This is a genomic window from Streptomyces silvae (assembly GCF_016745505.1).
GTDB lineage: Bacteria > Actinomycetota > Actinomycetes > Streptomycetales > Streptomycetaceae > Streptomyces > Streptomyces silvae.
This window is the reverse complement of record NZ_JAERUC010000175.1, coordinates 12,872-31,959: the sequence shown is the minus strand read 5'-3', so window position 1 is coordinate 31,959 and position 19,088 is coordinate 12,872. Positions and strand designations below refer to the sequence as shown.

18 protein-coding genes are annotated in these 19,088 nt (G+C 72.6%); 11 read left to right on the top strand and 7 right to left on the bottom strand.

The genetic code is table 11. The features are described from left to right. Positions 1-68: 68 nt before the first annotated feature. Positions 69-1,517 (bottom strand): DHA2 family efflux MFS transporter permease subunit, encoded by a 1,449-nt coding sequence (locus JKV81_RS27920; protein ID WP_129261670.1) that lies wholly within the window; start codon positions 1,515-1,517, stop codon positions 69-71. A gap of 134 nt (positions 1,518-1,651) precedes the next feature. Between JKV81_RS27920 and JKV81_RS27915 the strand changes: the two genes are divergently transcribed. Next, on the top strand, positions 1,652-2,137 hold the full coding sequence (locus tag JKV81_RS27915; protein ID WP_202078362.1) for a MarR family winged helix-turn-helix transcriptional regulator: 486 nt from the start codon (positions 1,652-1,654) through the stop codon (positions 2,135-2,137). 122 nt (positions 2,138-2,259) lie between these two features. Here the strand turns inward: JKV81_RS27915 and JKV81_RS27910 are convergent, their stop codons facing one another. Continuing rightward, positions 2,260-2,889: a TetR/AcrR family transcriptional regulator gene (locus JKV81_RS27910; protein WP_129261674.1), complete on the bottom strand. Its 630-nt coding sequence runs from the start codon at positions 2,887-2,889 to the stop codon at positions 2,260-2,262. Positions 2,890-2,999: 110 nt separating this feature from the next. On the opposite strand from JKV81_RS27910, the gene hmgA reads away from it, so the two are divergent. From hmgA to JKV81_RS27895, 3 genes are all read left to right on the top strand, one after another. After that, positions 3,000-4,319 carry a homogentisate 1,2-dioxygenase gene (hmgA, locus tag JKV81_RS27905; protein WP_202078360.1) on the top strand — a complete coding sequence of 440 codons (1,320 nt, stop codon included), beginning with the start codon at positions 3,000-3,002 and terminating at the stop codon, positions 4,317-4,319. 43 nt (positions 4,320-4,362) lie between these two features. After that, positions 4,363-5,136, top strand: coding sequence for a GntR family transcriptional regulator (locus tag JKV81_RS27900; protein WP_236057936.1), 774 nt, complete (start codon positions 4,363-4,365; stop codon positions 5,134-5,136). Positions 5,137-5,224: 88 nt separating this feature from the next. Beyond that, positions 5,225-6,451: a type ISP restriction/modification enzyme gene (locus JKV81_RS27895; protein ID WP_202078358.1), complete on the top strand. Its 1,227-nt coding sequence runs from the start codon at positions 5,225-5,227 to the stop codon at positions 6,449-6,451. A 307-nt stretch (positions 6,452-6,758) separates the two neighbouring features. Here the strand turns inward: JKV81_RS27895 and JKV81_RS27890 are convergent, their stop codons facing one another. Next, positions 6,759-7,022: a hypothetical protein gene (locus tag JKV81_RS27890; protein ID WP_078598324.1), complete on the bottom strand. Its 264-nt coding sequence runs from the start codon at positions 7,020-7,022 to the stop codon at positions 6,759-6,761. A gap of 208 nt (positions 7,023-7,230) precedes the next feature. Between JKV81_RS27890 and JKV81_RS27885 the strand changes: the two genes are divergently transcribed. Continuing rightward, complete coding sequence (locus JKV81_RS27885) at positions 7,231-8,409, top strand: serine/threonine-protein kinase (RefSeq protein WP_202078356.1); 1,179 nt, start codon at positions 7,231-7,233, stop codon at positions 8,407-8,409. A gap of 104 nt (positions 8,410-8,513) precedes the next feature. On the opposite strand, the gene JKV81_RS27880 is transcribed toward JKV81_RS27885, so the two are convergent. Beyond that, positions 8,514-9,320, bottom strand: coding sequence for an SGNH/GDSL hydrolase family protein (locus JKV81_RS27880; RefSeq protein ID WP_202078354.1), 807 nt, complete (start codon positions 9,318-9,320; stop codon positions 8,514-8,516). Between the two features lie 756 nt (positions 9,321-10,076). On the opposite strand from JKV81_RS27880, the gene JKV81_RS27875 reads away from it, so the two are divergent. From JKV81_RS27875 to JKV81_RS27860, 4 genes are all read left to right on the top strand, one after another. After that, complete coding sequence (locus JKV81_RS27875; protein ID WP_372444257.1) at positions 10,077-10,898, top strand: glycosyltransferase family 2 protein; 822 nt, start codon at positions 10,077-10,079, stop codon at positions 10,896-10,898. Then, positions 10,895-11,914 (top strand): glycosyltransferase family 2 protein, encoded by a 1,020-nt coding sequence (locus tag JKV81_RS27870; RefSeq protein ID WP_202078352.1) that lies wholly within the window; start codon positions 10,895-10,897, stop codon positions 11,912-11,914. Before JKV81_RS27875 ends, JKV81_RS27870 begins: the two co-directional genes overlap by 4 nt. A gap of 38 nt (positions 11,915-11,952) precedes the next feature. Next, positions 11,953-12,720 (top strand): polysaccharide deacetylase family protein, encoded by a 768-nt coding sequence (locus JKV81_RS27865; protein WP_202078364.1) that lies wholly within the window; start codon positions 11,953-11,955, stop codon positions 12,718-12,720. A 177-nt stretch (positions 12,721-12,897) separates the two neighbouring features. Continuing rightward, positions 12,898-13,992, top strand: coding sequence for a DUF5925 domain-containing protein (locus JKV81_RS27860; RefSeq protein ID WP_099178093.1), 1,095 nt, complete (start codon positions 12,898-12,900; stop codon positions 13,990-13,992). A gap of 114 nt (positions 13,993-14,106) precedes the next feature. Here the strand turns inward: JKV81_RS27860 and JKV81_RS27855 are convergent, their stop codons facing one another. After that, positions 14,107-14,481 carry a GntR family transcriptional regulator gene (locus JKV81_RS27855; protein WP_202078350.1) on the bottom strand — a complete coding sequence of 125 codons (375 nt, stop codon included), beginning with the start codon at positions 14,479-14,481 and terminating at the stop codon, positions 14,107-14,109. Positions 14,482-14,574: 93 nt separating this feature from the next. Here JKV81_RS27855 and JKV81_RS27850 point away from each other — a divergent pair, with 93 nt between their 5' ends. Next, the gene (locus JKV81_RS27850; protein WP_202078348.1) at positions 14,575-15,495 is read left to right on the top strand and encodes a GNAT family N-acetyltransferase; all 921 of its coding nucleotides are present in this window, start codon (positions 14,575-14,577) and stop codon (positions 15,493-15,495) included. Next, complete coding sequence (locus JKV81_RS27845; protein ID WP_202078346.1) at positions 15,476-15,985, top strand: ribonuclease FAU-1 family protein; 510 nt, start codon at positions 15,476-15,478, stop codon at positions 15,983-15,985. The genes JKV81_RS27850 and JKV81_RS27845 overlap by 20 nt, the downstream gene beginning before the upstream one ends. A gap of 72 nt (positions 15,986-16,057) precedes the next feature. On the opposite strand, the gene JKV81_RS27840 is transcribed toward JKV81_RS27845, so the two are convergent. Beyond that, complete coding sequence (locus JKV81_RS27840) at positions 16,058-17,536, bottom strand: trifunctional class I SAM-dependent methyltransferase/NUDIX hydrolase/VOC family protein (RefSeq protein ID WP_202078344.1); 1,479 nt, start codon at positions 17,534-17,536, stop codon at positions 16,058-16,060. Positions 17,537-17,600: 64 nt separating this feature from the next. After that, positions 17,601-19,088 carry a tripartite tricarboxylate transporter permease gene (locus JKV81_RS27835; protein ID WP_202078342.1) on the bottom strand — a complete coding sequence of 496 codons (1,488 nt, stop codon included), beginning with the start codon at positions 19,086-19,088 and terminating at the stop codon, positions 17,601-17,603.

Genomic DNA, 19,088 nt, shown 5'->3' with positions numbered 1-19,088 from the left:
GGGGGCCCCGCGCCAGCGCCTGCCGCCGGGGAGGGGGCCCGCGTCAGCGCGGTGGCGGGGGCCCCGCGTCAGCGCGTGGGGGCGGGCTGTGCGGCGGTGGTGGGTGCACCGGCCGCCGTCGGCTGCGCGGCGCGGGGCCGCAGCAGGAGGCAGGCCAGGGCGCCCACGATCAGCACGGCGACCGGCAGTATCGCGGTGGTGTGCAAGGTGGCGGTGAAGGCGGCCGCATAGGTCTTGCCGGTGGCGAGCTCAGCCGCGAGCCGGCCCTGCAACAGCGCGCCGACCGCGGCTGCGCCGATCACCGAACCGATCTGCCGCACCGTGTTGTTGACACCGGACGCGGCGCCGGCGAGGTGGCGTGGCACGTTCCGCATGGCCTCGGTGGACATGGGAGCGATGATGCAGCCGACGCCCAGGCCGGTCAGCAGGGTGGCGGGCACGAACGCGAACCAGGCGGCGCCCGGTGCGGCGACGTATGCGATGGCGATGATCCCGGCGGCGTAGCAGGTGAGCCCGGTGAGCAGGAGGTACTTGCCGCCGATGCGGTCGGCGAAGCGTCCGGCGAACGGGCCGACGGTCATGGACACCAGCGATGACGGCGCGAGCACCAGACCGGCCTTGACCGCGCTGAGATGGAGAACCGACTGGAGGTAGAGGTTGAAGGGCAGGACCAGGCCGAGCATCGCGACGGACACCAGACCGACCAGGGCCGTCATCGAGGTGAAGTTACGGTCGCGGAACAGGGCGAAGGGGACGAGCGGTTCGCGATCCTGGCGGCGCCGCTGGTGGAGCAGGAAGGCGGCGGAGAGCGCTGCCCCGGCGACGAGCAGCCACCAGATCCCGGCGCCCCAGTGGTAGCTCTCACCCTCCTGCAGGCCGAAGGCAAGACAGAACAGGGCGCCGGTGGCCAGCACGACGCCGGTGAGGTCGAAGCGGTGGGCGCGGCCGGGCCGGATGTCGGGCACGACGAGCAAGGTCAGGACGAGGGCGGCTATCCCGATCGGCAGGTTGACGAAGAAGATCCAGCGCCAGTCGAGGGCGGAGACCAGGAAGCCGCCCAGCGTCGGCCCGGACAGGGTGGCGAGACCGGCGACCATGCCCCAGACGCCCATGGCGGTGCCGCGCCGCTCGGCCGGGAAGACCGCGATGATCAGCGTCATCGTCTGGGGCGTGAGGAGCGCGGCACCCAGGCCCTGCACGACGCGGGCGGCGATCAGGGCCGTTGGCGTGGGGGCGAGTCCGCAGGCCAGGCTGGCCACGGTGAAGACGGCGAGGCCGACCGCGAACAGGTTCCGCGGGCCGCACAGGTCGCCGAGCCGGCTGGCGGTGATGATCAGAGCCGAGAGCGTCAGCGCGTACCCGCTGACCACCCAGAGGGTCTGGCCCAGCGAGGCACCCAGGCCGTTCATCATGTCCGGGATCGCGATGTTCACGATGGTGAGATCCAGCAGGGTCATGAAGAACCCGAGGGACATCGTCACCAGTACGGCCCAGGGGTTCGCTCGCCACTTTCGCACGGTCCCGCTCCTTCTCCTCGCCCGGCGGTCCCCGGGTGCCTGCGACGACGATATCCCATCTTTTTCGATACATCAAAGAAGATGCATAATTTTTTGATGCATCGATGCTGATGCAACTGATGTAGCCTGAAGCCATGCACGGAGTCGAGCTCTTCCTCCTCGGACGCACGCTGATGAAGATCGGCGAGACCGCGATGCCCGAACCCGAGGGCGGCAGCGGGCGGTACGGCGGCAGCACACGCGTCGTACTCATCGTCGCCAGCGACGTCGCGGCACACCCCGACAGCGCCGTGGGGGAGATCGCCTCCCGCACCGGCCTGCCCCAGAGCCAGGTGTCCACCTCGGTCGCGCGCCTCAAGGAAGCCGGTGCCGTCGTCACCGCGCCGGACCCCGCCGACCGCCGCCGACTGCTCGTCCGTCAGACCCCCGAGCCTTCCGCGCGCGTCACCGAGGTCCGGGCCAGCACGATCGAGGACGCGCTCGCCGCCGCCCTCGAAGACAGCACGCCGGAGGACCGCCGGGAGGTCACCCACGCCCTGGAGGTGCTGGCCCGGCACCTCTCGCCGCGTTCGCCGGCCCGCGTGCGCACCGGTGGCAACGCTCCGCAGACCCCGCGCTGACCCCGCGCTGACCCCTTGTCGAACCCGCCGGACCGCCGCCGGACAGCATGGCGACCAGAGGTTGTTCCGTCCCGTCGTTCAGCGGCGTCGCAGCACCGCCCTCGGACGTCGCAGCAATGCCCTCAGTCGAGGACCCCCGCGAGATAGGCGTGCAGCAGGACCCGGGTCTCCGCTATCAGATCCGGATCGCCCTCCGGGTCGGCGCGGAAGGCGAGTTGCAGCAGGGCGTCGGCGGCCTGCACACAGACCAGGACCGCGCGGAGGAGCCGGGCGTCGGAGGCGGCCCCGTCGCGCCCCCGGCCGAGATGCCCCAGGAGCAGTTCCGTCAGGCGCCCCGCGACGCGCCGGTTCGCCTCCTCGTCCAGTGGTCCCGCGGCGGGTACCGGCGGGCCGAAGTCGACGAGGGCGAAGCCGGCCGCGGAGCGCTTCATCGTCAGGTACTCGTCGAGCACGGCATCGATGGCGGCACGCCACTCGCGCTCCGGGATCGCCTCCAGCCTGGTGACGACCCGCCCGGCGTAGACCTCCAGGTTGCGCTCGGCGAGGGCCTCGACGAGCGCCCTCTTGTTGGGGAAGAAGCGGTAGACGGAGCCGATGGGCACTCCGGCCCGGTCGGCCACCGCACGGGTGGAGAGCTGCTCGTAGCCGGTCTCGTCGAGCTGCGCGGCGCCGGCGTCGAGGATGCGGGCGAGCCGGTCGGCGCTGCGCTGCTGCACGGGGACGCGTCGGAGGTTCGTATGAGCGTGGGACACGGCTCCATGATGCCCGTATGCCGTTGACGGGCCACGTTTCGATTCCTACGGTGATCCATAGGATTCTTCGTCAGGGGATCCACGGGATTCCTCACCAACGGGAGCGCATGATGAGCGGCATCGAGCAGGCGAGGAAAGCGGCGGAGAACCTCGGCCACCTGTCCGGCTTCGGCAACGAGCACAGTTCGGAGGCCGTCCCGGGCGCCCTGCCCCACGGCCGCAACTCGCCCCAGCGCGCACCGCTCGGGCTGTACGCGGAACAGCTGAGCGGCTCGGCCTTCACCGAACCCCGCGCCCGTAACCGCCGTTCCTGGCTGTACCGGATCCGGCCCTCGGCCGCCCATCCCGCCTTCGTCCGCACCGACAACGGCGCCCTGCGCACCGCCCCCTTCACCGAGACGGTCCCCGACCCCAACCGGCTGCGCTGGGACCCGCTCCCCGACCCCGCGCCCGGCACGGACTTCCTGGCCGGCCTGTGGACGCTGGGCGGCAACGGCGACGCCACGCAGCGCACCGGCATGGCCGTACACCTGTACAGCGCGAACTCCTCCATGACCGACCGGGTGTTCAGCGACTCCGACGGGGAGCTCCTGATCGTCCCCGAGCGCGGCGGACTGCTGCTCCGCACCGAACTGGGCCTGCTGCGGGCCGACCCGGGCCATGTCGCGCTGATCCCGCGCGGCGTCCGCTTCCGGGTCGAGCTGCTGGACTCCACCGCCCGGGGGTACGTCTGCGAGAACTACGGGCAGCCCTTCGTGCTGCCCGACCTCGGCCCGATCGGCGCCAACGGCCTGGCGAACGCCCGGGACTTCCTGGCGCCCGTCGCCGCCTACGAGGACCGTGAGGGCCCGGTCGAGGTGGTCAACAAGTTCTGCGGGAACCTCTGGTCGGCGACGTACGGCCACTCGCCCCTCGACGTCGTCGCCTGGCACGGCAACCACACGCCGTACGTCTACGACCTGCGCCGCTTCAACGTCATGGGCACGATCAGCTACGACCACCCGGACCCGTCGATCTTCACGGTGCTGACCTCGCCCTCCGACACCCCGGGGCTCGCGGGCGTCGACTTCGTCGTCTTCGCCCCGCGCTGGCTGGTCGGCGAGGACACCTTCCGCCCGCCCTACTTCCACCGCAACGTGATGAGCGAGTACATGGGCCTGATCGAGGGCGCCTACGACGCCAAGTCGGGCGGTTTCGTGCCCGGCGGCGGCTCGCTGCACAACATGATGTCGGCGCACGGCCCGGACCGTGAGACCTTCGACCGGGCCAGCGCGGCGGAGCTGAAGCCGCAGAAGATCGACGACGGCCTGGCGTTCATGTTCGAGACCCGCTGGCCGGTGACGGCGACCGCGCAGGCCGCGGGCGCTGACCACCTCCAGCGTGGGTACGACGACGTGTGGCAGGGTCTGAGCCGCAACTTCCGGCCGTGAGACCGCACCGCCGGCCGCACCGCAGAGAGATCGGGTGAACCGGATGGATCAGGTGAACGAGGCGGGTCGGCCCGGGTTCGCCCCCGACTCCCTGGTGCTGAACCGGAAGCTGCCCCTCTGGTACCAGGTCTCGCAGTCGCTGCGGGCGTCCATACTGGGCCGTCCCCAGGACGCCTCGACGCGGCTGCCGACCGAGGAACAGCTCGCCGTGCACTACGGGGTGAGCGTCCTCACCATGCGCCAGGCCCTCAAGGAGCTGGAGAGCGAGGGGCTGATCAGCAGGCACCGGCGGCGCGGCACGTTCATCGAGCCGCGCGCCCGGCGGGTGTCCCCGGTCCGGCTGATGGGGTCGATCGACGCGATCGTCGCCCAGCAGTCGGGCGAGCGGACCACGGTGCTCGGCCACGGCCGCACACCCGTCCCGGGTGACCTCGCCGAGTTCTTCCCGGACTGCCCCGAGGTGGTCAGCTACCGGCGGCTCCGCTGCGACGAGGGCACGGGCGAGCCCACCAACTGGGCGGAGAACGCGGTGCGCCCGGAGATCGCTGCCCGGCTCGACGTGGCCGATCTGGAGCGGTGGCCGATGACCAAGGTGCTGCGGGACGCCGTCGGCGTACGGATCTCCCGGATCACGGACACCGTCGAGGCGCGCCTCGCCGACCCGGCGACGGCCGAGCTGCTCCAGGTCCCTCTGCTCAGCCCGATCCTGCACTACACCGGCGTGGCCTACGACGAGGAGGGCACGGTGGTGGACGTGGCACGCATCCGCTACCGGGGGGACCGCTTCTCCTTCTCCGTGACCGTCGACGCGCACTGACGGCGGCTCCGCGACCGGGCTCGTTACGGCCGGGGGCGGTCGTTACGATGCCGGGGGCGGCGGACGTGGCGACGGGGAGGACCACACGGTGGCAGCAGGAGCGGCGGCCGGAGCCGGCGGGAGCGACGACGCGCTTCCGCTGCTGGACGACCTCATGCCCTGGTCGGTGCGCCCCCTGAGACCGGGCCGCCCCTGGGTGACGGCCCCGGACGCCGCCTCGCTCCGGGCCCGCTGGGACCTGCTGGCCGGAGCCGAAGGAGCCGAGCAGGAGCGGCTGTTCCGGCCCAGCCGCTCCCGTACGCCGCTGACCCCGGCGGCGTCGCTGCCGGGCAGGCCGACCGGGACGAGCGCGTTCGCCCGGGACCCTGGCCCGTATCCCGAACCGGTCCGGATCGCGCACGGCCCCTTCGACGAGCAGTGGCTGATTCCCGACCACCGGCTGCTCGACGCGGCCCGCCCCGAGCTGTGGCGGGTCGCCGACGGGCACCAGGTCTTCGCCGTGGAGCACGGATACGTGCCCCAGGACGGCGGCCCCGCCCTGTCCGTGACCACACTGCTGCCCGACGGCCACTCCCCCGCGGGGCGGCCCGGCCGGATACGGCCGCTCTACCGGAGGCCGGGCGGCCGGGAGCCCAATCTCGCACCGGGCCTCACCGAGGAGCTGACCACGCGCTACGGGACGCCGGTCACCGCCGGGTCCGTGCTGGCCTGGGCCGTCGCCGCCGCCCTCCCCTCCCCCGCCGGGCCGCTCGTCCCGCTGCCTGCCGACGGCGCGCTGTGGGCGCGCGGTGTGGAGCTGGGCGACGAGCTGCTCCGCGTCCAGCTGCGCGGGGCGCGGGGCGGGGAGCGCCCGCGTCTGCCCGGCGGCCGGCGCCCCTATGTGCGGGCCGCGATCCCGCCCCGGCCGGACGGGCTGCACTACGACGCCGCCGAGGAGGCGCTCCTCCTCGGCGAGGGCCGCGTCTCGCCCGTGCACGTGGGGGCCTGGGACTTCAGGGTCGGCGGGGTACGGATGCTGGAGCTGTGGTTCGAGCGCCGTACGGCGGAGGCGGAGGGGCTGGCGGCGGTGGGGCCGCGCGGCTGGCCGCAGGAGCGGACCTCGGAGCTGCTGGAACTGATCACCGTCCTCGCGCTGCTCGCCGGACTGCGGCCCGCGCAGCAGGAGCTGCGGGAACGGCTGGCGGAGGCGGACGTCCTGACCCGGGACGGTCTGCGCACGGCCGGGATCCTTCCCGTACCGGCGCCAGCCCGGCTGCCGGCGTCCGTGCTGGACCACCAGGAGGAGGGCCCCGAAGGGCAGTTCGCTCTGCTGTGAGGGAGCGGGAAGTGACCACCGCTGTCGGCGTGTCGCGGGCGCTGTCGGCGTGTCGCGGGCGCTGTCGGTCTGTTGCGGGCGCTGTCGGCGTGTCGCGGGCGCTGTCGGCCTGTTGCGGGTCGAGGGCACTGCGGGGCGGGGGGCCGGTTCGCCGGTGGGTGCCGTACCGGCGCTGTGCGGAGCACACCGACGCAACGCTGCCGGCCCTGGGGATGACGGACGGGCGGACAGCAGCACTGCGCCGGGACGGAGTGATCGTGGGCACGGCCCTGAGCGGAGGGCCGGACCGGTCGTGTACAGCCGTCGGTCAGCGGCGGCTGCCGAAGAGCGAGCGCCGCAGTCGCCGCAGCGGGGCGAAGAGCGAGACTCGCGCGCTCCTGCTCCTGCGGGTGTGCGCGGCGTCGCGCGAGGTGAGTTCGAGCATCAGCAGCGTCGCCTCCGCCGACTCGCGCTGCGGGACGGCGGGGCCGCCCAGCACTGCGAGATGGCGGTCGAGGCGCGAACTGGTCGCACCGCTCCCACATGTGATGGCAGGCACACGCGGCCTGCTGCGCATCGTTATCTGTTCCATGTCACTCCCCACCCGTACGAGGGCACCCGGCCCGGGCAGGTTAACCCTATCGTCCCGCAGTGACACTCGTGTATCCCGGCCGCAGGATTGCACACCCGTACACGGCGGTTGACGGCCCGTTACCGGATCCTGCCTGTCCCAGGGCGAGTTGAGTTAGCTTGGAGGGGATTCGTCCGTACTGCGCACCGCTGCTGATGGAGGGTCACCGATGAGCGAAGTCCCGGGTACCGGACGTGTGATCGCGGATCGTTACCGTCTTCTGGACCCATTGGGCGAGGGCGGGGCGGGCATCGTGTGGAGCGCCCGTGACGAGGTGCTGGGGCGCGAGGTGGCCGTGAAGGAGGTGCGGGCCCCGGAGGAAGCGCCGTCCGCCGGCGGGGCCGAGCCGTCGTACTCCCGGCTGGAGCGCGAGGCCCGGGCGGCGACCCGCTTCTCGCACCGCAACGCGGTGGCCGTGCACGACGTGGTCGTCCAGGACGCCCGGCCCTGGATCGTGATGGAGCTGGTCCGGGGGCTCGCCCTGTCCGACGTGCTGGCCGCCGACGGCCCGCTGTCGCCCCGGCGCGCCGCCCGGATCGGCGCGGAGGCCCTCGCGGCACTGCGGGCCGCCCATGACGCCGGGGTGCTGCACCGCGACGTGAAGCCGGGCAACGTGCTGCTGGGCAACGACGGGCGGGTGATGGTGAAGGACTTCGGCATCACCCCGGCCGACGGCCTGTACGGCCTCACCGTGACGGGTGAACCGATCGGGTCGCCGGAGTACCTCGCGCCCGAGCGTGCGCTGGGGCGCGCGCCGGAGCCCGAATCCGACCTCTGGTCGCTCGGAGTGCTTCTGTACGCCGCCACCGAAGGACGGACCCCGTTCGGCCGGGACACCGCGCCGGACACCCTGCGCGCCGTGAGCGAGGAGGAGCCGCCTCCCCTCCGGCGGGCGGGTGCGCTCGCCCCCGTCATCGAGGGCCTGCTGCACAAGGATCCGGCGGAGCGGCTCACGGCCTCGGACGCGGAACGCCGGCTGCGGATCCTGGCGGCGGGCGGGACCGGATCGCCCGGCGGCGGGGCGGCCGGCCCGCATGCCCCGCCGACGGCGGACGGCGCCGCGGACGCCGGTCCCGGGAGCGGTACGGCGGTCGCGGCCGGAGACGCCGGGGCCGGCGCGGGTACACCGGAGCCTGCCGAGCCCCCGAGCCGTACGGGCGTCCTGGTGGCCGTGGGCGCCCTCGTCGCGCTGCTCATCGCCGGGGGCCTCGCCTGGGCGCTGGCGAACGGCGACGACGACACGGACGGGAGGGGCGGCGGAAAGGTGCCGTCGGGCGGGGCGACGGTGAGCGTGCGGCACGGGCCCGGGGCTCCCGTGGGACTCGCCGGCCTCGCGCATCTCGTGTGACGGGCGGGAAGGGGACCCCGCGGTGCGGAGTCCCCTCCTCGGCGTACGGCCGGGCCGGTGCGCCGTGCTGTGGAGGTGCGGTCAGGCCTGCGGGCCGGGTGCGGTCAGGCCTTCGAGGTGAGGACGGACAGATAGCCGCCGGACTGCCCGGCGGCGGTGGGGTGGTAGGACTCACCGATGTTGAGCCAGTTCACGCTGTGCAGCCAGGCGCTGCCCGAGCAGATCTCGTGCCCGGTGAAGGTGGAGGTGACGTCGCCGAAGGTGAAGCCGTGATCCGCCGCGCGCTTGGCGGTTGCGGCGTTGAGGTAGTCGGCGGCGCCGTTGATGGCGGACCGTTCCTTCTCGCTCAGCCCGGCGATGCAGCTGCCGCCGAGCTGGTAGAAGCGCGGGTAGCCCAGGACGACGACGCGGGCCGAGGGCGCTTTGGCACTGATCGCCGAGTAGACGGAGTCCAGTTTGCCGGGGAGGGTCGAGTCGACGTAGGCGCGGGCGGTGGCGATACGGCTCAGACAGGTGGCCTCGGACTGGAGGACACAGGTCGTCATGACATCGGCGAAGCCGGCGTCGTTGCCGCCGATGGAGATCGAGACGAGGTCGGTCGAGGACGTCAGCGGGCCGAGCTGACCGGCCGTGACATCACCCGTCTTCGCCCCTGAGCACGCGGTGAAGGCGAACGAGGCGGGGTTGTTGGCCGCCTTCCAGAGCGCGGGATAGGCACGGGTGCTGCGCTTGCAGTCGCCGCTGGCACTGTCGTAGCTGCCAGCACCGACACCCGACGAGTACGAGTCGCCCAGGGCGACGTAGTCGACGGCCGCGGATTCCTTGGCCTGGGCGACGCCCGCACCGGTCAGAGCGAGAAGGGTGCCGAGCAGGAGAGAGGACGAGAACGCCACGAGTCTGGACATTTTCATGGAACCTCCTTGGGCAGGATCTCTGCCTACTCCGTGGTAGCAGTACGGAAGTGAATTCCGGAAGTGTCCATGCCAAGAAGCTTCGACAACGCGTCCTTGACGGCCTCCTGACAGTACGTCACATTGAAATCCGGGCATCCGGCGCACCGGGGGGCAAAGTCGCGCATGCGGATCATCGGTGATGAGACAGGGACGGCCGGGGCGGAGGTGACGCCCGTTCCGGCGGGAGCGCGCACGGGTCGCACGGGTGCCGCACCGGAACACCCCGGCACACATCGAGGATCAATTCACCACCGCGCGCCCCACGCGCACCCTTTCACCTCTTCGTGACCCCGTTTCCCCTATTCCGCGCCCGGCTTCCCGAATTAGGAAGTGTCAATTCCGCAGCCGAATGTGACAGTTCCGTCAAAGTCTGAAAAGTGCGAGACGTCCTCGCATGTCTTGCCATACAGTTCGAACCGTCAATACCGTCATGGATCAACCCGCAACGGTCCATCACTCAGGCGGCTCCAGGGGAGGGCTCAGGAAGCCGCGGTGGATACCGGAGCGGGGCACGGTAGGGGGGTGCCGTGTCCAGCGGCCGTACTCGTCGAGTCGGCCGCCGCGCGGCCAGTTGTGCCACCTCATCACGCCTGCTCGGAGTGCCGTGCCGGCATGGCCGGAATGAGGACCCCCCTTTCGAACCGGACCTTTATCCGGACAGCCCGGGGGCGGGCCGTCCACCGGACGAGAGGGAAAAGACTCATGAGTTCTGTTCTGCCTTCCGTGGTCAGACCTGCCGTCGAGGAGACCGAATCCGTTCGAATGGAGTTCGCCTACCGGCCGATCTCCTCGCATCTCGCGATAGCACCGCCGGTAAGTGTCGTGATCCCCGCGATGAATGAGGCGAAGAATCTTCCCCATGTGTTCAGCACGCTGCCCGACTGGATTCATGAAGTCGTGCTCGTGGACGGGAATTCGACCGACGACACCGTCAGGGTCGCCCGTGAACTCCGGCCGGACGTCGTGGTCGTCGAGCAGGCGGGCAAGGGCAAGGGCGACGCCCTGATCAGCGGCTTCGCCGCCTGCACCGGCGAGATCATCGTGATGGTCGACGCGGACGGCTCCGCGGACGGCGAGGAGATCGTCAGCTATGTCTCCGCCCTGGTCGGCGGTGCCGACTTCGCCAAGGGCTCCCGCTTCGCCAACGGCGGCGGCACGGACGACATGACGCCGGTCCGCAGGCTCGGCAACCGGGCGCTGTGCACGGTGGTCAACCGCAAGTTCGGCGCCCGCTACACCGACCTCTGCTACGGCTACAACGCCTTCTGGAAGCACTGCCTGGACAGGATCACCCTGGACTGCACCGGCTTCGAGATAGAGACCCTGATGAACATCCGGGTGGTCAAGGCCGGCCTCAGGGTCCAGGAGGTGCCCAGCCACGAGTACAACCGCATCCACGGCGTCAGCAACCTCAGCGCCGTGCGCGACGGGCTCCGGGTGCTCAGGGTGATCCTCAAGGAGAAGGGCGTGCGCCGGGGAGGGCGTCGTCGTACGGCGGCGGCTCCCGCCGTGATCGGCCGGGGGCAGGGGCTGTGAGTCCGCGGGACCACTCCGTCGTCATCTGCGTCTACACCGAGGAGCGCTGGCAGGACATCCTCGACGCCGTCGCCTCGGTGCGGGCGCAGTCCCTGCCGGCCGGGGAGATCCTCCTGGTGGTCGACCACAACCCGGCGCTGCTGCGCCGGCTGACCGAGGAGTTCGGGGACGGCCCGGGGGTGCGGGTGCTGGCGAACGCCGGCCCCCGCGGTCTGTCGGCCGGCCGGAACACGGGCATCGCCGCCGCCCGGGGCGCGGTCGTCGCCTTCCTCGACGACGACGCGGTGGCCGAGCCGGACTGGCTGCGCCGTCTGGACCAGGGGTACGACGATCCGGAGGTGATGGCCGTCGGCGGCCGGACCCTGCCGTCGTGGGCCTCGGGCCGCAGACCGGTCTGGTTCCCCGAGGAGTTCGACTGGGTCGTCGGGTGCAGTTACCGGGGGCTGCCGCCCGGCAGGGCCCGCGTCCGTAACGTCCTCGGGGGCAACGCGTCGTTCCGGCGTACGGCCTTCGACGCGGCGGGCGGATTCGCCACCGGCATCGGGCGGGACGGCGACAAGCGGCCGCTGGGCGGTGAGGAGACCGAGCTCTGCATCCGGCTGAGCCGGGCACTCCCCCACGCCGTCCTGCTGATCGACGACCGCGCCGTGATCCGCCACAAGGTCCCCGGGGCACGGGAGCGCTTCGGCTACTTCCGTACGCGTACGTACGCCGAGGGGCTCTCCAAGGCGCTGGTCGCCCGCAGTGTCGGGGCGGGGCGGGGGCTGGAGTCCGAGCGCCGCTACACCACCCGGGTGCTTCCGGCGGGGGTGCTCCGGGGCTTACGGGACTTCCTGCTCGGCCGCCCCGGCGGAGCGGGCCGCGCGGGCGCCGTCGTGACGGGGGTGCTGGCGGCGGCGGCCGGTTACGCGGTGGGGAGCGTGCGGGTCCGGCGCGACGGCGTGTCCTTCACCGTGCCGGCGATCGAACCGGCGGGGGTTCCCGCGCCCGGCCCCGCAGTCGGGGAGGTGCGGTGAGCGGGGCCGGGCTGCCGGGCGGGGCGGTGCCGATCCTGATGTACCACGCCGTCGGCCACCGTCCGGCCGACGGCGTGTACGGCCTCTCGGTGTCGCCAGGCGCCTTCCGTACGCAGATGGAGATCCTGGCCCGGCGCGGCTTCACCCCGCTCACCACGGCCGCGCTGGGCAGCCACTGGCGTACGGGGCGGGCCCTGCCGGACCGGCCGGTGCTGATCACGTTCGACGACGGCTACGAGGGGGTGCACCGGCACGCGCTGCCGGTGCTCGCCGAGCACGGTTTCGCGGCCACCGTCTTCGTCACCACCGGCTGGCTGCGCGGGGTGTACGACGAGGGCGGCGCCCCGGACACCATGCTCGACTGGGGGCAGGTGCGCGAACTGGCCGCGACGGGGGTGGAGATAGGCGGCCACAGCCACACCCACCCGCAGCTGGACCAGCTCGGTGAGGCGCGGCTGCGGGACGAGACGGTGCGCTGCCGGGACATCGTCACCGCCGAACTGGGCGCTGCCCCGGTCTCCTTCGCCTACCCCTACGGCTACTCCACCCGCCGGGTGCGGGAGTCGGTGCGGGCGGCGGGTTTCGCGCAGTCCCTCGCCGTCGGCAACGCCCTGGCGCGCCGGCGCCAGGGGCCGTACGCACTGGAGCGGGTGACCGTCCGCCGCGGCACGGGCGCCGCCGCGTTCGCGCGGCTGGTCGAGGGCCGGTCGGTGGCACGGGCGTTCGCGGTGGACCGGGTGCTCACCAAGGGGTTCGCCGTGGTGCGCGGCGCGCGCCGGGCGGTCCGGGGGTTCGCGGACCCCTGAGCCGTGTCCGGGTGGAGCCTCCCGTCCGGACCGGCCCCGGTCCGGACGGGAGGCTCCGGGGCGGACGGGAGGCCCCGGTCCGGACGGGAGGCTCCGGAGCGGTCCCGGCCGGAGGCCCCCCGGGCAGCTCACGAAACCTGGGTGCGCGGGGTGCCGCCGTGCCGGATCATGGGCGCCATGTCTGCCAACCCCGAGTCCGCCCTGCCGATCCGGCTCAACGTCGACGACAGCGATTCGCCGTCCGACGTCGTGGACGCGCTGTTCCTGGGCCGCTTCGCGACGGGCGAGCAGCCGTACTCGCACAGTTCCTCCCTCGACCGGGTCAGGTCCGGGGCGACCCTGCTTCCCTCCGCGGCCACGGTGCTGCGCGAGGCCCGTGACGACGACCGCAGCGCGACCCTCGCCGAGGGCGACGGCTGGACGCTGCTGGTGTCGCGGTGGAACCGGGGCGCCGACGTCACGGTCACCGCCACCACCGCCGAGCTGGCCCGGAAGATCCTGTCCGAGGCGACCGACGGGGCCCAGGACGAGCCGGAGCCGCAGCCCGAGAACGTCACCATGGGCTTCTGGTACGTGTCCCCGCGCCGGGGCCCGCACCGCACCACCCGGCAGATCGCGGCCGGCACCTGGGAGGAGGTCCGCTCCAACTACACGGCCCCGGTGGCCGACGCGATGGACCGGCTGATGAAGGTCACCCCCGACGACATCGCGGGCCGGCTGCTCCTGCTGCACGGCCCTCCGGGTACGGGCAAGACCTCGGCGCTGCGCACCCTCGCCCGGTCCTGGCGCGACTGGTGCCAGGTGGACTGCGTCCTGGACCCGGAGCGGCTCTTCAACGATGTCGGCTATCTGATGGACATCGCCATCGGTGAGGACGACGGTTCGTCGAAGGGGCGGTGGCGGCTCCTGCTCCTGGAGGACTGCGACGAGCTGATCCGGGGCGAGGCGAAGCACACGGCGGGCCAGGCGCTCTCCCGGCTCCTCAATCTGACGGACGGGCTGCTGGGCCAGGGCCGCAATGTGCTGGTGGGGGTGACGACCAACGAGGACCTGGAGCGGCTGCACCCCGCGGTGGTCAGGCCGGGCCGCTGCCTGGCCCGCATCGAGGTGGGCTCGCTGACCCGCGCGGAGTCGGTGTCCTGGCTCGGCACGGAGGAGGGGCTCGGCCGGGAGGGCGCGACGCTCGCCGAGCTGTACGCCCTGCGGCGGGGCAGCGGCCCGGCGTCCGTACCGAAGCAGGACGCGGGGGCGGACGCGGGGCTGTACCTCTGAGCCGCGCCTTGGCGCCGCTCCTCCGAGCGGCGCCTCCGAGCGGCACCTCTGTGCCGCACTTCCGGCCGCCCCTGCGAGCAACCGGGGGCCGGCCGCGTGGCCCGGCCCGGCCCGCTACCGCGTGTAGGCCGCCCGTACCGCGTCCTCGGCCAGGGCCAGCGCGTCGGCCCTGGACAGGCCGAGGCGCTGGGCCTGCTCGGCGTACTCCTGGGCCGCCGTCGCCGCGTGGCGGGCCGCGGCGTCGCCCGCGGCGGCCACGAACGTCCCGTTGCGCCCCCGTGTCTCGATCACCCCGTCGCTCTCCAGCGCCCGGTAGGCCTTGGCCACCGTGTTGGCGGCGAGGCCGAGTTCGCCCGCGAGGCCGCGTACGGTCGGGAGGCGGTAGCCGACGGGCAGGGTGCCGGAGCGGGCCTGTTCGGACAGCTGGGCACGCAGCTGTTCGTACGGGGCGGTGGCGGAGTCCGGGTCAACGGCGATCTTCAGGGTCACGGGCCGATTCTCTCCCACCGGGTGGCCCCGTCACCGGCCGCGCCGCCGGAAATTCGGAGGCGGCCCGGCGGCGCCCCGGGTTAGCGTCCGCGCATGACGGTCCTGGTACGTGACTTCCTGCCCGCCGACGCCGAGTCCTGGGTACGGGTGCGGCGTGCCGCGCTGCCGTACATGGTGACGACCCCGGAGCAGGTCCTGAGCGACCTCGCCGGCTCCCATCCCGACCGGCACTACCGCCTGCTGGTCGCCGAGGAGGCCGGCGAGGTGATCGGCACGGCGCAGGTGGGCATCTCGCACGAGAGCCCGAAGCCGGGCCAGGGGTTCTGCAATCCGTACGTGCATCCGGACAGGCGAGGGAGGGGTGCGGGGTCGCTGCTGCTGCGGGCCGGTGAGGAGCATCTGGCCGCCGTCGGCGCGACCGACGTCTACACCTGGGTGCTCGACGAGCCGTCCAACAGCGCGTTCGCCGGGAAGCGGGGCTATGCGGCCCGCAGGCCCGCGCATTTCCTCCGGCTCGGCCTGGCGGACGGCACCCTGCCGCCGCTCCAGGAGCCGCCTGCCGGGGTCGCGCTGCTCACGGCCGCCGACTTCGAGGACGATCCGCGCCCGCTGTTCGAGGCCGACGCGGAGGTGACCTCGGACGAGCCGAGCGATGTCCCCGTGGAGCTCTCGGACTACGAGGACTGGCTGGCCTCGACCTGGCGGCGGCCCGGCTTCGACCGCGTGCTCACCACGGTCGTGACGGTCGACGACCGGGTCGCGGCGTTCAGCGCGGCGCAGACCGACGGACTCACCCGCTACTGGTCGGGCATGACCGGCACCCTGCGCGCCTTCCGCGGCCGGGGGCTGGCGAAGCTCGCCAAGAACGACTCCCTGCACCGGGCACGGGCCGCCGGGTACACGGACGCCTACACCGGCAACGACGCCGACAACGGCCCGATGCTGGCGGTCAACCGCTGGTTCGGTTACGAGATCTGCGCCACGGAGGTGCGCCATGTCCGCCGTCTCCCCTGAGAACGCCCTGTCCGGGGACACCCTGTCCGTCCATCTGGTCAAGGCGGGCAGCACCAAGATCCGCTACCCGGCGGACCTCGTCGGCGACGACGGCACCCGTGTCACCGTCCGGGCCCCCTGGGCGGCTCCGGGGGTCCGGGACTTCGGCTTCGTACGGTTCGAGCCGGGCGACGTCTTCACCGAGCACTACTGGCGTGACCGGTGGTACGCCGTGAAGGAGGTCCGCACCGGGACCGGCCTGCTGAAGGGCTGGTACTGCGACATCACCCGGCCCGCCGTGCTGCGGGACGCCGAACTCCTGATCGAGGACCTGGACCTGGACCTGTGGGTGTCGGCGGACGGATCCTCCGTACTGCGGCTGGACGAGGACGAGTTCGAGGAGAGCGGTCTCCCGGACCGGGACCCGGAGGCAGCCGGACAGGCCCTGCGTGCCCTGAACGAACTGGAGCACCTGGCCCGCACCGAGGGGCTGGCGGGGCTGCTCGGCTGAGGACCCTGCATCACGGGGCGGACCCTGATGGCCGACGGCGAAGCGATCAAGCTCCACTGACCGGCCGGTGTCTCACGGCGCGACCAGCTCGACCTCGTACCCCGCTGTGTTCTCCAGGTACGCCGCGTAGTGACCGCTGCCGCCGGCGTACGGATGGAGTTCGGGGAAGAGGAGCCGCCAGCCGTGCCCGGGGGCGGCCGCCACCAGATCGTCCAGCGCCGCCCGGTCCCTGACGTGGAACGCCAGGTGGTTGAGGCCCGGGCGCAGCCGGTCGTGCGGCCCGCCGGAGCCGTCCGGCGACCGCTCGACCACCACATAGCCGTCGCCGCGCCGCCAGCTGCGGCCGTGCGCCCAGCGCTGGTAGGGGACATGGCCCAGCCGGCCGAGCAGCCAGCCCCACTCCGCCTCCGCCTCCGCCAGGTCGGGCACCCACAGCTCGATGTGGTGCAGCCGGCCGGTGGAGGTGGCGGACACCGGCAGCGGGACGGCGCGCGGGACCCCGTCCGGGTCGTGGGCGATGGCGTCGGTGTCCTGGTGCCAGTGGATCAGGAAGCGCTGCCCGGCGCGGTATCCGTCGAGGCCCGCACGGCAGTACGCCACCATGTCGTCGGGCAGGGCGTCCAGCGGGAACCAGTCCAGCTGGGAGCACTTGTCCGGCTCCGCGTTGCGGGGCGGGCGCGCGGGGTCGTGGTCCGCCTCGAAGAACCAGCCGATCCTGGGGTTGCCGCCCGGGCCCCTGTGCTGCATGACCAGGGCCACCCGGAGCTCGTCCGGGTCGAGCTCGACGCCGATCTCCTCGGCCGCCTCCCGGACCATCGCCGCCCTGACGTCCTCACCGTCCTCCGCGTGACCGGAGGGGGCGTGGAGCAGCCCGTCCGCGTATCCCGTGCCGGCCCGCCGGGCGAGCAGTACGTCGGATCCCCTGCGCAGGACGAGATGGACGTCGACGACCTCGGTGTGCCGGTGCGGTGGCTCGGCCCGGGCCACCAGGGCGTACCTCTCGTCGTCGACCTCCTTGCCCCAGAGCAGGGGGTCCCCGGAGAGCGGCTCGTGGTGGACGCGCTCGGTGTGCTCGGTGAGGAGTGCGGTGAGCCGGTCCGCGGAGAGTCCCGTGCCGTTCCACACGCCTTCGATCAGCACCAGCCGGCCGCCCGGGCGCAGCAGCGAGAACCAGTGCCGCAGGACGGCCGCCGGGTCGGGCAGCAGCCACACGATGTGCCGGGCGAGGATCACGTCGAACCGCTGCTTGCCGACCGGGGGGTGGGCCGCGTCACCGACGAGCACCTCGGTGCCGGTCCCGGCCAGCTTGGCCCGTGCCTGCTCCACCATGCGCGTCGACCGGTCGACGGCGGTGACGCGGTGCCCCTGGCCCGCGACGAGCAGGGCCAGACTGCCCGTACCGCATCCGAGGTCGAGGACGGCGGAGCGCGCGGTGGGCAGCCAGGTCTCCATCCGCCGCGCCCAGGCGCTGCGGACCACCGGGTCGAGGAGCCCGTGGTCGGGCTCCTCGTCGAAGGAGTCGGCGGCGGCATCCCAGTCGATCGTGGTCATGCCCTCGATCCTCTCAGCCGCCACTGACAATCCCTCATGGTTCCGCGCGGTCCTTCACGGTCCTTCAGGCACGGTTCCGTCCCAGCGCCTTCCTCACCAGCGGCCACGCCAGGATCAGCGCGACGATGACGTAGACCGTCACGGAGAACGGGGTGTTGACCAGGCCGGTCACGCTTCCGTCGCTGATCTGGAGGGCGCGCCGCAGCTGCTGTTCGGCGGACGGGCCGAGGATGACCGCGATGATCGCGGGCAGCACGGGCAGTCCGTACCGCCGCATCCCGAAGCCGATGAGCCCGATCACCAGCAGGATCACCAGGTCCACGGCCTCCCCGCCGACCGCGTAGGCGCCGACGGCGGCGAAGAACAGGATGCCCGCGTAGAGGTAGGGGCGCGGGATCCGCAGCAGCTTCGCCCAGAGCGGTGCGAGGGGCAGGTTCAGCGCGAGCAGCAGCACCATGCCGACGAAGAGCGAGGCGATCAGGCCCCAGACCAGCTCGGGTTCACGCTCGAACAGGAGCGGGCCGGGCTGGATGCCGTACTGCTGGAAGGCGGCCAGCATGACGGCGGCGACGGCCGTGGTGGGCAGGCCGAGCGTGAGCATGGAGACCAGGGTGCCCGCGGCGGAGGCGGAGGCCGCGGACTCCGGGCCGGCGACGCCCTCGATGGCGCCCTTGCCGAACTCGTCGCGGTGCTTGGAGAGCCGCTTCTCGGTGACGTACGAGAGGAAGGTGGGTATCTCCGCGCCGCCCGCCGGGATCGCGCCGAACGGGAAGCCGATGAGGGGCCCGCGCAGCCAGGACCTCCAGGTGCGCCGTACGTCGGCCCTGCCGAGCCAGGGGCGGCCGACGGGGATCGGCTTGCCGCTGGAGCGGCGCAGGTGCGCGGCGACCCAGAGGGCCTCCCCGATGGCGAAGAGCCCGACGGCCACGATCACCACGTCGATGCCGTCGGCCAGTTGGAGCGAGCCGAAGGTCAGCCGCTGCTGGCCCGTCATCTGGTCCAGGCCGACGAGGCCGATGGTGAGACCGATGAGCAGCGACGCGAGGCCGCGGATCCGGGAGGAGCCGAGGACGGAGGTGACGGCGATGAAGGCCAGCACCATGATGGCGAAGTAGTCGGGGGCGCCGATGTCGACGGCGAGCGAGGCGACGGTGGGGGCGAGGACGACCAGCAGGATCGTGCCGATCATGCCTCCGGCGAAGTGTCCGATGGCGGCGGCGGCGAGCGCCTGTGCGCCGCGCCCGGCCTTCGCCATCGGGTTGCCCTCGATCGCGGCGACGACGGCTGCGCTCTCCCCCGGGGTGTTGAGGAGGATCGAGGTGGTGGAGCCGCCGAACATCGCGCCGTAGTAGATCCCGGCGAACATGATGAAGGCGCCGGTCGGTTCGAGTCCGTACGTCACCGGCAGCAGCAGTGCCACGGCCATGGCGGGGCCGATGCCGGGGAGCACGCCGATCGCCGTGCCGAGCAGGACGCCGAGCGCCGCCCAGAGCAGGTTGACCGGCGTGAGCGCCGTGCCGAAGCCGTCGATGAGGGAGTTGAGGGAATCCAT

Excerpts from the sequence above, each read along its gene's own strand:
- JKV81_RS27885 (WP_202078356.1), top strand. The coding sequence starts at position 7,231 with ATGAGCGAAGTCCCGGGTACCGGACGTGTGATCGCGGATCGTTACCGT.
- JKV81_RS27900 (WP_236057936.1), top strand. The coding sequence starts at position 4,363 with ATGGATCAGGTGAACGAGGCGGGTCGGCCCGGGTTCGCCCCCGACTCC.
- JKV81_RS27860 (WP_099178093.1), top strand. The coding sequence starts at position 12,898 with ATGTCTGCCAACCCCGAGTCCGCCCTGCCGATCCGGCTCAACGTCGAC.
- JKV81_RS27835 (WP_202078342.1), bottom strand. The coding sequence starts at position 19,088 with ATGGATTCCCTCAACTCCCTCATCGACGGCTTCGGCACGGCGCTCACG.
- JKV81_RS27890 (WP_078598324.1), bottom strand. The coding sequence starts at position 7,022 with ATGGAACAGATAACGATGCGCAGCAGGCCGCGTGTGCCTGCCATCACA.
- JKV81_RS27845 (WP_202078346.1), top strand. The coding sequence starts at position 15,476 with ATGTCCGCCGTCTCCCCTGAGAACGCCCTGTCCGGGGACACCCTGTCC.
- JKV81_RS27880 (WP_202078354.1), bottom strand. The coding sequence starts at position 9,320 with ATGAAAATGTCCAGACTCGTGGCGTTCTCGTCCTCTCTCCTGCTCGGC.
- JKV81_RS27850 (WP_202078348.1), top strand. The coding sequence starts at position 14,575 with ATGACGGTCCTGGTACGTGACTTCCTGCCCGCCGACGCCGAGTCCTGG.
- hmgA (WP_202078360.1), top strand. The coding sequence starts at position 3,000 with ATGAGCGGCATCGAGCAGGCGAGGAAAGCGGCGGAGAACCTCGGCCAC.
- JKV81_RS27865 (WP_202078364.1), top strand. The coding sequence starts at position 11,953 with ATGTACCACGCCGTCGGCCACCGTCCGGCCGACGGCGTGTACGGCCTC.
- JKV81_RS27915 (WP_202078362.1), top strand. The coding sequence starts at position 1,652 with ATGCACGGAGTCGAGCTCTTCCTCCTCGGACGCACGCTGATGAAGATC.
- JKV81_RS27840 (WP_202078344.1), bottom strand. The coding sequence starts at position 17,536 with ATGACCACGATCGACTGGGATGCCGCCGCCGACTCCTTCGACGAGGAG.